Origin of the sequence: Streptomyces hydrogenans (genome assembly GCF_014656075.1) — a bacterium.
Classification (GTDB): domain Bacteria; phylum Actinomycetota; class Actinomycetes; order Streptomycetales; family Streptomycetaceae; genus Streptomyces; species Streptomyces hydrogenans.
In genome coordinates this window covers 20,467-33,088 of record NZ_BNBS01000021.1, presented here as the reverse complement: position 1 = coordinate 33,088, position 12,622 = coordinate 20,467, and the positions used below count along the sequence as shown (strand labels likewise).

The 12,622-nt window shown below is 72.4% G+C and carries 12 protein-coding genes; 5 read left to right on the top strand and 7 right to left on the bottom strand.

Features of this window, described 5'->3' with window-relative positions:
• Positions 1 to 11: 11 nt before the first annotated feature.
• Genes IE321_RS12010 through IE321_RS12000 form a run of 3 tightly spaced genes read right to left on the bottom strand, consistent with a single transcriptional unit; the run spans position 12 to position 3,629 of the window.
• Positions 12 to 974, bottom strand: a complete 963-nt coding sequence (locus IE321_RS12010) for a carbohydrate ABC transporter permease (RefSeq protein WP_043225613.1) — start codon at positions 972 to 974, stop codon at positions 12 to 14.
• The gene (locus IE321_RS12005) at positions 971 to 1,927 is read right to left on the bottom strand and encodes an ABC transporter permease (protein ID WP_226652721.1); all 957 of its coding nucleotides are present in this window, start codon (positions 1,925 to 1,927) and stop codon (positions 971 to 973) included. Before IE321_RS12005 ends, IE321_RS12010 begins: the two co-directional genes overlap by 4 nt.
• Position 1,928: 1 nt before the next feature.
• The gene (locus IE321_RS12000) at positions 1,929 to 3,629 is read right to left on the bottom strand and encodes an extracellular solute-binding protein (protein ID WP_190222838.1); all 1,701 of its coding nucleotides are present in this window, start codon (positions 3,627 to 3,629) and stop codon (positions 1,929 to 1,931) included.
• A 383-nt stretch (positions 3,630 to 4,012) separates the two neighbouring features.
• Between IE321_RS12000 and IE321_RS11995 the strand changes: the two genes are divergently transcribed.
• Positions 4,013 to 6,871 carry a glycoside hydrolase family 3 C-terminal domain-containing protein gene (locus IE321_RS11995; RefSeq protein ID WP_190222837.1) on the top strand — a complete coding sequence of 953 codons (2,859 nt, stop codon included), beginning with the start codon at positions 4,013 to 4,015 and terminating at the stop codon, positions 6,869 to 6,871.
• 152 nt (positions 6,872 to 7,023) lie between these two features.
• A complete protein-coding gene (locus IE321_RS11990; RefSeq protein WP_190222836.1) occupies positions 7,024 to 7,563 on the top strand; it encodes a hypothetical protein in 540 nt (179 codons plus the stop codon).
• On the opposite strand, the gene IE321_RS11985 is transcribed toward IE321_RS11990, so the two are convergent.
• A complete protein-coding gene (locus IE321_RS11985; protein ID WP_308076790.1) occupies positions 7,523 to 8,680 on the bottom strand; it encodes a Cmx/CmrA family chloramphenicol efflux MFS transporter in 1,158 nt (385 codons plus the stop codon). The genes IE321_RS11990 and IE321_RS11985 overlap by 41 nt on opposite strands.
• A gap of 471 nt (positions 8,681 to 9,151) precedes the next feature.
• Between IE321_RS11985 and IE321_RS11980 the strand changes: the two genes are divergently transcribed.
• On the top strand, positions 9,152 to 9,694 hold the full coding sequence (locus IE321_RS11980; protein ID WP_190222835.1) for a DapH/DapD/GlmU-related protein: 543 nt from the start codon (positions 9,152 to 9,154) through the stop codon (positions 9,692 to 9,694).
• 9 nt (positions 9,695 to 9,703) lie between these two features.
• Here IE321_RS11980 and IE321_RS11975 read toward each other — a convergent pair whose 3' ends face one another.
• The gene (locus IE321_RS11975) at positions 9,704 to 10,165 is read right to left on the bottom strand and encodes a pyridoxamine 5'-phosphate oxidase family protein (RefSeq protein WP_190222834.1); all 462 of its coding nucleotides are present in this window, start codon (positions 10,163 to 10,165) and stop codon (positions 9,704 to 9,706) included.
• 135 nt (positions 10,166 to 10,300) lie between these two features.
• Here IE321_RS11975 and IE321_RS11970 point away from each other — a divergent pair, with 135 nt between their 5' ends.
• Positions 10,301 to 10,840, top strand: coding sequence for a hypothetical protein (locus tag IE321_RS11970; protein ID WP_229916374.1), 540 nt, complete (start codon positions 10,301 to 10,303; stop codon positions 10,838 to 10,840).
• Between the two features lie 56 nt (positions 10,841 to 10,896).
• Here the strand turns inward: IE321_RS11970 and IE321_RS11965 are convergent, their stop codons facing one another.
• Positions 10,897 to 11,094: a DUF397 domain-containing protein gene (locus IE321_RS11965; protein ID WP_190222832.1), complete on the bottom strand. Its 198-nt coding sequence runs from the start codon at positions 11,092 to 11,094 to the stop codon at positions 10,897 to 10,899.
• A complete protein-coding gene (locus IE321_RS11960) occupies positions 11,091 to 11,891 on the bottom strand; it encodes a helix-turn-helix domain-containing protein (protein WP_190222876.1) in 801 nt (266 codons plus the stop codon). Before IE321_RS11960 ends, IE321_RS11965 begins: the two co-directional genes overlap by 4 nt.
• Positions 11,892 to 12,024: 133 nt before the next feature.
• On the opposite strand from IE321_RS11960, the gene IE321_RS11955 reads away from it, so the two are divergent.
• Positions 12,025 to 12,498, top strand: a complete 474-nt coding sequence (locus tag IE321_RS11955) for a hypothetical protein (protein WP_190222831.1) — start codon at positions 12,025 to 12,027, stop codon at positions 12,496 to 12,498.
• The last annotated feature ends 124 nt before the right edge of the window (positions 12,499 to 12,622 follow it).

Sequence of the window (12,622 nt, the reverse complement as noted above, 5' to 3'; positions counted from 1 at the left end):
TGGGTGCGGGGTCAGCCCTTGACCGCGCCGGTGAGCATGCCCTTCTTGAAGTGCTTCTGGACGAAGGGCGAGAGGACGGCGACGGGCAGCAGGGCGAGGACCATGACGGCCATCTGGACGGCGAGTCCGGAGAGGTTCCCGGCCTTGACGGCCTGGCCGAGGCCGACGGGGATCTCCTGCTTCTGGGCGAGCTGGATGAGGACGTTCTGGAGCGGCATCATGTTCTGGTCGTTGAGGTAGATGGAGGCGTTGAACCAGGCGCTCCAGTAGCCGACCGCGTAGAAGAGGGTGATGACGGCGATCACCGCGCGGGAGAGCGGCATCACGATGGTCCACAGGATGCGCAGGTCGCCGGCGCCGTCGATGCGGGCGCTGTCGACGAGTTCGGGCGAGATGCCCATGAAGAAGGCGCGCAGGACGAGGATGTTGAAGACGCTGACGGCGCTGGGGAGGATCAGCGCGAGGTAGGTGTCGGTGAGGCCGAGGCTCTGCACCAGGAGGTAGGTGGGGATGAGGCCGGCGCCGAAGAACATCGTGCCCATCAGCGTGAAGAGGAGGGCGCGGTGTCCGAGGGAGCCGGGCCGGGACAGGCCGTAGGCGGCGAGGACGGAGACCGTCATCGAGAAGAGGGTGCCGGCGAGGGTGACGCCGAGGCTGACGAGGACGGCGCGGGTGACCTGTCCGCCGCTGAGCAGTTCGCGGTAGGCGATGAGGGTGAGGTCCCGGGGGACGATGACCAGTCCGCCGGCCTCGGTGATCGTTTGCTTGCTGGAGAGGCTGGTGACGACGACGATCCAGAGCGGGACGAGGACGGCGAGGCAGGCGGCGGCGAGGAGCGCCGCCTTGGCGGTGAGTCCGGCCCGGGTGGGCGGCTCCTCCCAGACGGGGCGGGCGGGCGCCGCCCACCGGGAGCGGCGGGCGGCGGTGGTGCGGGCGGGCGGCGGCGCGGGCCGTTCGAGGACGCGCTGGGTCACTTGCGGTACACCCCCTGTTCGCCCATGAGGTGGGCGACCTTGTTCGCGGTGAGGACGAGGGCGAGGCCGACGATCCCCTTGATGAGTCCGGCCGCGGCGGCGTAGCTGAAGTCCTGGCTGCGCAGGCCGGTCCACCAGACGAAGGTGTCGAGGACTTCGGCGGCGCCGGGTCCGACGGCGTCGCGTTGGAGGAGCAGTTGCTCGAAGCCGACGGTGAGGGCGTCGCCGACGCGCAGGACGAGGAGGAGGGCGATGACGGGGCGGAGCGCGGGCAGGGTGACGTGCCACATGCGGCGCCACCGGTCGGCGCCGTCCATGGCGGCGGCCTCGTAGAGGGACTGGTCGACGGCGGCGAGCGCGGCGAGGAAGACGATGACGCCCCAGCCGGCGTCCTTCCAGATGCCCTCGGCGGTGACGAGGAACTTGAAGACGCCGGGGTCGGTCATCAGGTCGAAGCCCTCGTGGCCGTGTTCGCGCAGGGTCTGGGCGATGACGCCGGCGCCGCCGAAGATCTGCTGGAAGACGGTGATGACGATGACCCAGGAGAAGAAGTGCGGGAGGTAGAGCACGGCCTGGACGAAGGCGCGGATCCGGGGTCGCAGCAGGCTGTGCACGAGCAGGGCGAGGGCGATGGGGACGGGGAAGAAGAGCAGCAGTTGGAGGACGAAGAAGACGAGGGTGTTCTCGACGGCGGCCCAGAAGGAGGGGTCGGACAGGACCCGGTCGAACTGCGCGAGGCCGACCCAGGGGGACTCCAGGACGGCGGTGACGCCGTTGGTGGAGACGTAGGGGTCGTAGTCCTGGAAGGCGACGACGTTCCCGAGGATCGGGACGTAGTTGAAGACGAGGACGAGGACGAGGGCGGGGAGCGTCATCAGCAGGAGGACGCGGTCGCGCCGGAGCCGCCGGCCGAGGGTCCTCGGCCGGCGGTCGGTGGTGTCGTGCCTGTTCACGTCAGCTCGCCGCGGAGCCGGTGGTGTCGAGGAGCTTCTTGTACCAGTCGCGGAGCTGGTCGCCGCCCTTGGACTTCCACTCCGAGACGGCCTGCTGCATGTCGGAGAGCTTCTTGCGGCCGCGGACGATGTCCTTCTCCAGCTGCTCGAAGTCGTTCATGAGGCCGGTCCACCGGCCGGGCTCGGCGATGGTGAGGCCGTAGAAGGAGGACTTGCGGGTGAGGGCTCCCATTCGCTGCTGCCACGCGACCTGCGCCTTGGTGATCTCCGGCATGTCGGGGTGGGCGAGGTAGGGGGCGGGGCTGGCGACGAACATCCAGGAGCTGCTGACCTCCTGGTTGCCCGCGTCGGTCTTGACGGGCAGCCCGTCCTTGACGGTGTGGTGGACGCCTTCGACGCCGTAGTCGGTGAGCATGCGCTCCTTGGTGCCGTAGGGCGCGGCGGTGAAGTTCGCGATGGCGAGGGCGTCCTCGACGACCGCCTTGGGGGCGCCCTTGCGGACGAAGGACCAGATGTTGGCGGGGTTGGTGGCCCACAGCTGCGGGCTGCCTCCGGCGTGGCCGGGGATGTCCATGGCGGCCATGGCGAACCTCGGGTTCTGGGCGGCCATCTCGGCGGTCTTGCCGTACCAGTGGGAGAGGTCGTTGTTGTACATGAGGCACTGGCCGGAGGTGAAGCGGACGGCGGAGTCGCCCTGGTTCTGGGCCTTCTCGTCGGGGTGGACGACGCCGGCGTCGAAGAGCTTGCGGGTCCATTCGAGGGCTTCGAGGTACTCGGGGGTCTCGATGCGGTTGACCAGCTTGCCGTCGACGAGGTTCCAGCCCAGCGCCTTGTCGCTGCCGTTGAGGACGCCGAACATGTTCCAGGCGGTCCAGGTCATGTCGGCGCAGGCCCACACCTTGGCCTTGGCGCTGGTGATCTCCTTGGCGAGGGCGAGGAACTCGTCGGCGCTCTTCGGGAGTTGCCAGCCCTTCGCGTCGAAGAGGTCCTTGCGGTAGAAGGGCGCGATGTTGGTGACGTAGGAGGCGGGCATCGGCAGGCCGCGGAGCTTGCCGCCGAAGATGCCGCGCTGCCAGGCGTCGGTGGGGATGGCGGCGAGGTTGGGGTACGCCTTGACCTTGTCGCCGGAGAGGTACGGGCCGAGGTCCTCGAACTTGGCGTCGACGGCGCTGGGGATCTTGCCGCCGAGGTTCCAGCCGGGGACGACGACGAGGTCGGGGATGTCGCTGGAGGCGAGGACGGCGCCGAGCTTCTGGTCGTAGACGTTGCCGTCCTGGTTCTGCCAGGTGACCTGGACGCCGATGGCCTCGTCCATGGCCTTGTAGTACGGGTTGCCGGGGGCGGGCGGGGTGCCCCAGAAGGGTGCCATGACGGTGAGCGCGCCGCCCTTGCCGAGCTTCTCGGTGACGGAAGTCTTGAGTTCGGCGGCGGGGATGGCGCGGGTGAAGCCGGCGGCGGAGCCGTTTCGCGCGGGGACGTCGGCGGGCACGACCTCGCTGGCCACGAAGGCGGGGAGGATCCTGGCGGCGTCCTTGCCGCTGGTGGTGCCGTCCTTCTTCCCCGTGTCGCCACCGCCGCCGCAGGCGGTGAGCAGCGGGGCTCCGCCGGCGACCGCGACGGCGGCGACGGCGCCGGTGGCGAGGAAGCCCCTCCGGCTCTGTTCGGTTCTCGGGGAGCCCGTGGAGGCGGCGTTCGGCGTCATTGCGTCAACCCTTCATGGCACGCGCCAGGACACGCGGCGCCCGAGGGGTCGCCGGCCGGCTGCGGTGATGGAGATGGAGCAAGGTGCGGGGTGCGGGCGGGGCGGGGCCCCGGGAGCGCGGCGACGGGCGCGGCGGGTCGCCGCCGGTGAGTCGAAGCGCTTCGATGTTGCTGCGAGGTTAAGTGACGGTCACAGGCGCGGCAAGAGTCGTTCAGGAGTTTCTCGAAGTGCCGCCCGGGAAGCCGGGTTGCCTTCAACTCCTGTGGCCAAGAGGTGAAGTGAAGCGGCCGGGGACCTTGACACCCATCCCGGCGCGCTTGAGCATCGAAGCGCTTCGAAACTTCCGGCCGCCGTCCGGCGACCGCCGTCCAAGGGACTCGTACGTGACCGCAGACCGGCCGCCCTTCCGTGACCCGGCCCTCCCCGTCGACGCACGCGTCGCCGACCTCCTCGGCCGCCTCACCCCCGCCGAACGCCTCGCCCTGCTCCACCAGTTCACGCCCGGAGTCGAACGCCTCGGCCTGGCCGCCTTCCGCACCGGCCAGGAGGCCCTGCACGGCGTCGCCTGGATGGGCCCGGCGACCGTCTTCCCGCAGGCCGTCGGCCTCGGCGCGAGCTGGCACCCCGCGCTGGTCCGCCGGGTCGGCGAGGCCGTCTCCCGCGAGGCGCGGGCGATGCGCGCCAAGGACGAGCGGGTCGGCCTGAACGTGTGGGCGCCCACGGTGAACCTGCTGCGCAACCCGCTGTGGGGGCGCGGCGAGGAGGGCTACTCCGAGGACCCGGCGCTCACCTCCGCGATCGCCGTCGCCTTCACCCGCGGACTGCGCGGCGACCATCCGACGTACTGGCGCACGGCGCCGGTGCTCAAGCACTGGCTCGCGCACAACAACGAGACCGCCCGCGACACCTCCTCGGCCTCCGTCCGGCCGCGCGTCCTCCACGAGTACGACCTGCCGGCCTTCCGCGGCGCCGTCGAGGCGGGCACGGTCGCGGGCGTGATGCCCGCCTACAACCTGGTCAACGGCAGGCCCAACCACCTTTCCCCGTACCTGGGGTCGGAGCTGCGCGCCTGGACCGACCGGGAGCTGCTCGTCTGCTCCGACGCGGGCGCGCCGAGCAACCTCGGCGACCCGCAGGCGTACTTCGACAGCCACGAGGAGGCCGTCGCGGCGGCGCTGCGCGCGGGCGTCGACTCCTTCACCGACCACGGCACCGACAGCTCGGTGATCCTCGGCCGGCTCGAACGGGCCCTGGAGCGGGGCCTGATCGACCAGGAGGACGTGGACCGGGCCGTGCGCAGACAGCTGACCGTGCGCTTCCTGCTCGGCGAGTTCGACCCGGAACTCGACCCGTACGCCCAAGAGTCCGCGTACGACACGGCGGAACACCGCGCGCTGGCGCGCGAGGCGGCGGAGGCGGCGCTCGTCCTGCTGCGCAACGAACCGGCCGGGGACGGGACCCCGCTGCTGCCGCTGGCCGGCGGCGGCCGGATCGCGGTCGTCGGGCTGCTCGCCGACGCCGCCAAACTCGACTGGTACAGCGGCGCGCGGCTGCACCGCTCCTCCCCGCTGGACGGCGTCCGGGAGCGGTTCGGCGCGGACCGGGTGGACTTCGCGGAGGGCGTGGACCGGATCCGGCTGCGGACCGCCGACGGGCGGGCGCTGCGCGTCCCGGACGTCACGGACGAGGAGCCGGGGCGGGACGCGGAGATCGCGCTCGACCCGGCGCTGCTCGCCGGCCGCACGGACCTGCCGCCGCTGACCGCCGACGCGGAGGGCACGGTCCTCGACCTGATCGACTGGGGCGACGGGGTGCTGACCCTGCGCGCCCCGGACGGCCGCTACCTGTCGGTGGCCGGGGACGGCCTGGTCCGCGCCTCGGCGGACGAGCCCGGGGGCTGGGTCGTCCAGGAGACGTTCCGGTTCGAGGCCCACGGTGACGGTCACCTCCTGCTGCACCTGGGGACGGGGGGCTACGTCTCTGTCGCCGCCGACGGCGCGAAGGTTGCCGCCGGACGCGAAGAAGCCGGGATCTTCTCCGTGGAGACCGTCGAGCGCGGCGAGGACGCCGTGGCACGGGCCGCCGCGGGCGCCGACACGGTGATCGTGGTCGCCGGGAACGACCCGCACATCAACGGCCGGGAGACCGAGGACCGCACGACACTGGCGCTGCCGCCGCACCAGGACCGGCTGTGGCGGGCGGCGCACGCGGCCAATCCGCGCACGGCCCTCGTCCTCGTCTCCTCCTACCCGTACGCGGTGCCCGACGCGGCGGCGGCGCTCCCGGCGCTGCTGTGGACCGCGCACGGCGGCCAGGCCGCCGGCACCGCGCTGGCCCGCGTCCTCGCCGGGGACGTCTCCCCCGCCGGACGGCTGCCGCAGACCTGGTACGGCTCCGACGCCGACCTGCCGGACCTGTTCGACTACGACGTCATCGGCGGCCGGCAGACCTACCTCTACTTCGACGGCACCCCGCTCTTCCCCTTCGGCCACGGCCTCACCTACACGAGCTTCGGCTACGAGGGACTGACGGCCGCCGTGGACGGCGACGCGGTGCGCCTCTCCTGCGCCGTCACCAACACGGGCGCCGTCGCCTCGGACGAGGTCGTCCAGGTGTACGCCCGGGCGCTCGCCCCGTCGGTGCCGCGCCCGCACCGGGCGCTCGTCGCCCACGAGCGGATCCACCTGGCCCCGGGCGCCACGGCGACGCCCTCCTTCACGGTGCCGCTGCGGGCGCTCGGCCACTGGGACGTGGCGCACGGGCGGTGGTCGGTGGAGCCGGGGCCGTACGAGTTCCTGGCCGGCCCGTCCTCGGCGGACTCCCGCCGGACCGTCCGCCTGGAGCTCGCGGGCACCGCGCCGGGCCCGCGCCCGGTCCTGGAGGCGGGGATCGGGGCGGCGGACTACGACGAGCAGACCGGCACCGTCATCGTGGACCGCTCCCGGGTCTCCGGCGACGCGGTGACCCCGGCGGATCCGGCCGCGCCGGGCACGCTCCTCTTCCGCGCCTGCGACTTCGGCGACGGCGTGACGGAGCTGGCGGTGACGGCCGCCGGGGCGGGCGAGGTGACGTTCTTCGCCGGTACGGCCCGGGACGCGCTGGCCCGGGTGACGGTGGAGCCCACGGACGGCCCGTACGCCTACGTCCTCGCGGGGGCGCCCTGTCACGTCCGCGACGTGACGGACCTCCGCGTCGAGCTGCGCGGGCCGGTCCGGCTCGCGCACGTCGGCTTCTCCGGCTGAGGGACCGGAGAAGCACGGCACACCGGGCGTCCCGCCGGCCTCCTCCGGGCCCGGCGGGGCGCCCCCGGGGCCCGGCACCGGCGTCATCCGGCGCCGGGCCCCGGGCATTTCAGGGCTAGGCTCTCCCGATCGATGACCACGGGGGGACCCACATGACCGGCACGACGTCCGTACGCAACACCGCACTGGTCGCCGCCGTCCTGGCGGCCCTGGCCGTCTCCTGCGGCACGATCCCCGAGCCCGACCGCCCGGCGGGAGGGCCGGGCACATCGGCGACGGCGACGACGGCCGCCGAGCCCACGGCCCCGCCCGAGGCGGCCGGCGCCCTGCCCGACGACTCCGCGCCCGCCACCGCCGGCTCCACCGTCGACCCGTACGCCCCCTCCTCGGGCGAGAAGGTCCGCGACGCCTTCGCGACCCTCCAGGCCACGCTCAACGACTCCTGCGCGCAGGACTGCGGCTACTTCCTGGGCCGCGTGAACAAGGAACTCCAGGAAATGGACCAGGCGATGAAGAACGACCCCAAGGGGCCCGGACACTTCCCCGAGCCGATCCGGAAGATGACCGAGCTCAACGAGCGGCTCGGTGGCGACGCCTCCTTCGAGAACCTGAAGAAGCACGAGAAGCAGCTCATCGCCACCCGCGACTTCATCAACACCTGGATGCAGGACCACCCCGACGACTACCGCTGACCGCCGCGAACGCCAGCGCGGCGGCGACGAGCCCCGCGCTCAGCAGGAACGGCCCCGTCGGCCGTCCCAGCACCGTCGCGGCGAGCAACGGCCCCACCACGGCGCCCACGTTGAGGGCGGCGGTGGCGTAGGCCCCGGCGAGCGCGGGCGCGCCCGCGGCCTCGTACAGGATCCGGGCGATCAGCGTGCCGCCGACGGCGAAGGACAGCGCGCCCTGGACGAACAGAAGGGCCGGCAGGACCGCCGGACGGTCCGCCAGGACGGCGAGGGCGACCCAGCCCACGAGCAGCAGCGGCCCTCCGACGGCGAGGACCCGGCCGGCGTGCCGGTCCCCGAGCCGTCCCGCCGCCGTCACCCCGGCGAAGGACCCCGCCCCGAACAGCATCAGGGCCGCGGAGACCCAGGAGGAAGTGAGCCCGGCCGGGCCGGTCACCACCGGGGCGAGGAAGGTGAAGGAGCCGAAGGTGGCGGCGTTCACGAGCGCGGCCAGGACGAGCACCCGCGCGAGCCCGGGCTCGCGCAGCACACCGAACTCGGCGCGCAGAGAGGGCCCTTCCGGGCTCGGCTCGGCCGCGGGCACACCCCGCAGGATGCCGAGCGCGGCCGGTACGCAGAGCACGGCGACCGCCCAGAAGGCGGCCCGCCACCCGGCGTGGGCCCCGAGCAGGGCACCGCCGGGGACGCCGACGACGGTGGCGACGGTCGTCCCGCCGAGGAGGACCGCGAGCGCCCGCGCCGTGCGGTCCGCCGGAACCATGGCGATCGCCGTGGTGAGGGCCAGGGCGAGGAAGCCCGCGTTCGCGAGGGCGGCCACGACCCGGCTCGCCAGGAGGACGACGAAGCTGGTCGTCAGGGCCCCGGCCACATGGGCGGCGAGGAAGACGAGCACGAATCCGAGCAGCCCGGACCGCCCGGTCCGGCCGCGCGCGAGCACGGCCATGAGCGGCGCGCCGATCACCATCCCGACCGCGAAGGCGGAGGTGAGCGCCCCGGCGGCGCCGACGCTCACCCCCAGGTCGCGGGCGAGGTCCGGCAGCAGGCCGGCGAGCATGAACTCCGAGGTGCCCATGGCGAACACGGCGAGGGCGAGGAGGTAGAGCGGCAGGGGAAGGGGCAGCGCACGCCGACTCGGCTGGGGCTGGGACTGCGACTGGACTTGGGGCCGGGACGGGGACGGTGAACCGGGCTGGGGCTGGGGCACGGAAGGCTCCGAGGTGAGGCGAGAACGGTGGACGTCGTCTCGTCACCGCCGCCGGCCCGCCCCCTCCCTGCCCAGGAGCACGGGGGCACAGCCGACCGGCCGCACGGCGCTGCGCGCGGCGGCGGTCGGTGAGGTGATCACCGGCTCAGGAAAGGCGGAGGCTCAGGGGCTGACGGCGGGACCGAAAGCCCCCCGCTCTGGATGCCTCGGGGCTGGACACGCACGGCACCCTACGCCCCGGCCCCGCTCCCCCGCACCTGGATTTCGTTCCCGGCCGGGGCCTCACGGGGTCCCCTAGAGTGCCGTCACGAGGGCATCCGGGCCACCCGTCACGCCACGGTCCCGGGCGCCCTCGTCCGCCTCCGGCACACAGACAAGGACCGTGACATGTCCAGCGACCGTCTCATGCGGATCCACAGCGCCGAGTTCCAGGCCATGGCCGAGAGGGTCCTGCGGGTCACCGAACTCACCTCCCGCCTGAACGTCCTCCCCTTCGAGGACGAGGCGGGCAAGGCGGAGCTGTTCGAGCGGATCCTCGGCAGGCCGCTGCCGCGGAGGGTCACGATCTACCCGCCGTTCTACACGGACCACGGCCTGAACCTCGACCTCGCCGAGCGCGTCTTCATCAACCAGAACTGCACGTTCCTGGACTACGCCGGCATCCGGATCGCCGAACGCGTGATGATCGGACCGAAGGTCACGTTCATCACCAGCGGCCACCCGGTCGACCCCGAGGAGCGCAAGCTGTACCTCACCGGTGCGCCCATCGACGTGGCGGAGAACGTGTGGATCGGCGCCGGCGCCATGATCCTGCCCGGCGTCACCATCGGCCGTGACGCCGTGATCGCCGCCGGCGCGGTCGTGGCCGACGACGTCCCGCCCGCGAGCCTGGTGACCGGCACCAAGGCGACCGTGCACCGGAGCTGGTGACGGCCCCCGTCAGCCGTCGGCCCACTCCCCGTCCGTCATCAGCCGCCGCCCCGGCAGCTCCGGCTCCTCGTGCCACGCCTGGAGGTCGGTCGGACGAACCCGGAACCAGCGGTACGCCGAACCCGCCCGGCGCGCGTTCCAGCCCGTCTTGACGCGGAAGCCCTCGGCCGCCGCGTCCGGCACCTCGTCGTGGGTGTACGTGACGACCTCGCCGTCCAGGAGGACGACGTCCCGGGTGTCGCCGAGGGCGAGACGCGTCCGGCCGTGGGCCGCGAGGTTCCGCCCGGTCGGGTTGGACAGGCGCGTGACGAGCCAGACGTCCACCCCGTCCCAGAAGAACGACAGCGGCACGAGGTACGGCACGCCGTCCGTTCCGGCGGAGGCGGCCCAGAGGTCCGTCTCCCCCTCCAGGCGGGCCCGTACGTCCTTGATGCGCTGCGCGCGGTCGCGCGGCGGCGTGCCGTTCGTCATGCCCCCAGCCTAGGAGTTCCGCCGCGCGGCCACGACACGCGGAGATTCGCCCACCCCGGAAGGAAGTCGACGCGAGGCCCCTAACATCCACCCCGATCATCCTTGATCGTCATGACTCAACGGGGGTATCACGTCATGTTCAAGACCATGGCACGCGTCCTGGCCGCGACCGGCCTGGCCGCCGCGGCGACCCTGGGCTTCGGCGGCGCCGCGCAGGCCGACGCCGTCTCGCTCTGCTACACGCCGCACGTGCAGAACGTGGGCTGGAAGGCCAAGGTCTGCCAGGGCGCGTGGGCCGGCTCGATCGGCGAGGCCCGCAACCTGGAGGCCCTGCGCGTCGAGATCAACTACGGAAGCCTCTGCATGAAGGCCCACCGCGCGACCTACGGCTGGGACTCCGGCTACCAGTGCGCCAACCCGAGCCACAGCATCCAGATCGGCACGGTGGGCATGAACACCGCCATCGAGGCCATCTCGTACTACTACTGCCCCGACAGCCGCCTCGGCGGCCAGGGCGACATCTGGGCCGAGGGCTGGCTCCGGGACCAGGGGCAGAAGCCCTCCCGCCCCTCCCCCTTCGCGACCTACCGGTCCGGCTGCAAGGCGGAGGGCATGGTCGGCACCACCGGCCAGGCCCTCCCCATGGAGGCCGTGAAGTTCTCCTGGAGCCTGTAGCACGCCCGCCGGGCCGGGCGCCGTCCGCACCTCGGACGGCGCCCGGCCCGCTGCGGCTACCGGCCCTTGAAGGAGTCCACGAAGACGGTGAACGCGGTGGCGGAGACGGCGACCGTGGGTCCGGACGGAACCTTCGAGTCGCGGAGGGGAACGAGGCCGAGGGTGGGGACGAGGTTGTGGGCGACCTCCACGCAGTCGGCACCGCCGTTGCCACTGAACGAGGACTTGAACCAGAGAGGGGACTCGTTGGTCACAGCATGCCCTTTCGTACTTCCTTGATCATGGTCACGGTGTCCGCCTGCGAGAGCGACTCCGCCGCGAGCTGATGATAGGCCGTGAGCATGGACGATACGGCTCCGTTTTCCCGCTCCAGATGGCCCCTCGACTGCGATTCGGCGTAGGAGATCACGGACCTGTCGGGCAGGGTCAGGAGGTAGAGGGGAAGGTCGAGCGGGCGTCGTTCCCCGAGGGCGAACGGCGCCACTTGGACAACGGTGTTCGGACGCTCCGCGAACTCCATGAGCCGGTCGAGCTGAGCGGCCATGACGCCAGAACCGCCCACGGGGCGGCGAAGGCAGCTCTCGTCCATCACGACGAAAAGCATCGGGGGCCTCTCCTGCTCCAGGATCTTCTGGCGCTCCATCAGGTACGCCACTCGCTCTGCGGCCTGCTCCGCCGTAGCGGCTCCGCGCGAGACGAAGCTCCCGGTCACCGTCCGCGCATACTCAGGCGTCTGAACGAGTCCCGGGATGACTCCGATCGTGAACAGACGGATCTCGACGGCCTTGCGCTCCTGGGCGACGTACTCCGGGAAGCCCTCCAGAAGTACACCGTGCCGCACCTGCCGACACTCCCGATCGAATGACCGTTCCGTCCCGGTCAGCCCGAAGGCCGCGTCGACAGCTCCCGAGAATCTGAGAGTTGAGGGTCTGCCACCAATTTCAACACCAGAGATGTGCTTGCTGGAGTAGCCCGTACGCGTGGCCAGCTCCTCCTGCGTCCAGCCTCGTTCCTCGCGCAGCCTGCGCAAACGTGCCCCGTACGCGGCCATCGGCCCGCTGTCCGGGTCAAGCCTCTTGCGATTGCCCACAGTTCCCCCTCACCCGACCGTACGTTGAGGACGCTTCGACTGTAGGTCACGCTGGGTGCTCCTAGTAGTGGATTCGCTACAGAGAGGCACCCGCATGCCCGCAAGCGACCGCCCCACCCCCGTCCCCGACCTCGGGTCGTTCATGGCGGAAGACACCGGCGAGGGAACCCCTCGGCTCGGCAGAGTCACCGCCTGGGACGGGTCCGTCGTCCACCTGCGGCCGCCCGGCGGCGGCACCACCTGGACGGCCGCGCCGGGCCGGCTGCGGCGCCCGACCGAGGGGGAGGCCGCGCTCATCCGCGTACTCACCACCCCGGTCCCGGCGACGAGTCGCCCGCCGGGGACCTGCCCGGAGCCTCCGGTCGTGCTCTCGGTGGAGCCCCTGCCGCCGGCCGTACCCACGGCGGGCTGCCCGATCTGCGAACTGGTGGCCGCGTGGGAGCAGAGCAGTCTCCGCAGGCACGACTATTCCAAGGCGGCGGACTTCCGGGTCGAGATGCGCAACCACCCGCACACGGAGCCGAAGTTGAGGATGCCGGAGGTCCGCCGCCCGCGCGAGCTGCCGTGAGGGGCGCAGGCCGGAAGACCACCGCACCGGGCCGGGCCGCGCCTCCGCGTCGGGCGGCACCGTCCCGTACGGGCGGATGAGTCTTCGCGGCACGGGCGGTTCGGCCGGGACCGGCCCGGGTCGA

Excerpts from the sequence above, each read along its gene's own strand:
- IE321_RS12000 (WP_190222838.1), bottom strand. The coding sequence starts at position 3,629 with ATGACGCCGAACGCCGCCTCCACGGGCTCCCCGAGAACCGAACAGAGC.
- IE321_RS11970 (WP_229916374.1), top strand. The coding sequence starts at position 10,301 with ATGTTCAAGACCATGGCACGCGTCCTGGCCGCGACCGGCCTGGCCGCC.
- IE321_RS11955 (WP_190222831.1), top strand. The coding sequence starts at position 12,025 with ATGCCCGCAAGCGACCGCCCCACCCCCGTCCCCGACCTCGGGTCGTTC.
- IE321_RS11960 (WP_190222876.1), bottom strand. The coding sequence starts at position 11,891 with ATGGCCGCGTACGGGGCACGTTTGCGCAGGCTGCGCGAGGAACGAGGC.
- IE321_RS11990 (WP_190222836.1), top strand. The coding sequence starts at position 7,024 with ATGACCGGCACGACGTCCGTACGCAACACCGCACTGGTCGCCGCCGTC.
- IE321_RS11980 (WP_190222835.1), top strand. The coding sequence starts at position 9,152 with ATGTCCAGCGACCGTCTCATGCGGATCCACAGCGCCGAGTTCCAGGCC.
- IE321_RS11975 (WP_190222834.1), bottom strand. The coding sequence starts at position 10,165 with ATGACGAACGGCACGCCGCCGCGCGACCGCGCGCAGCGCATCAAGGAC.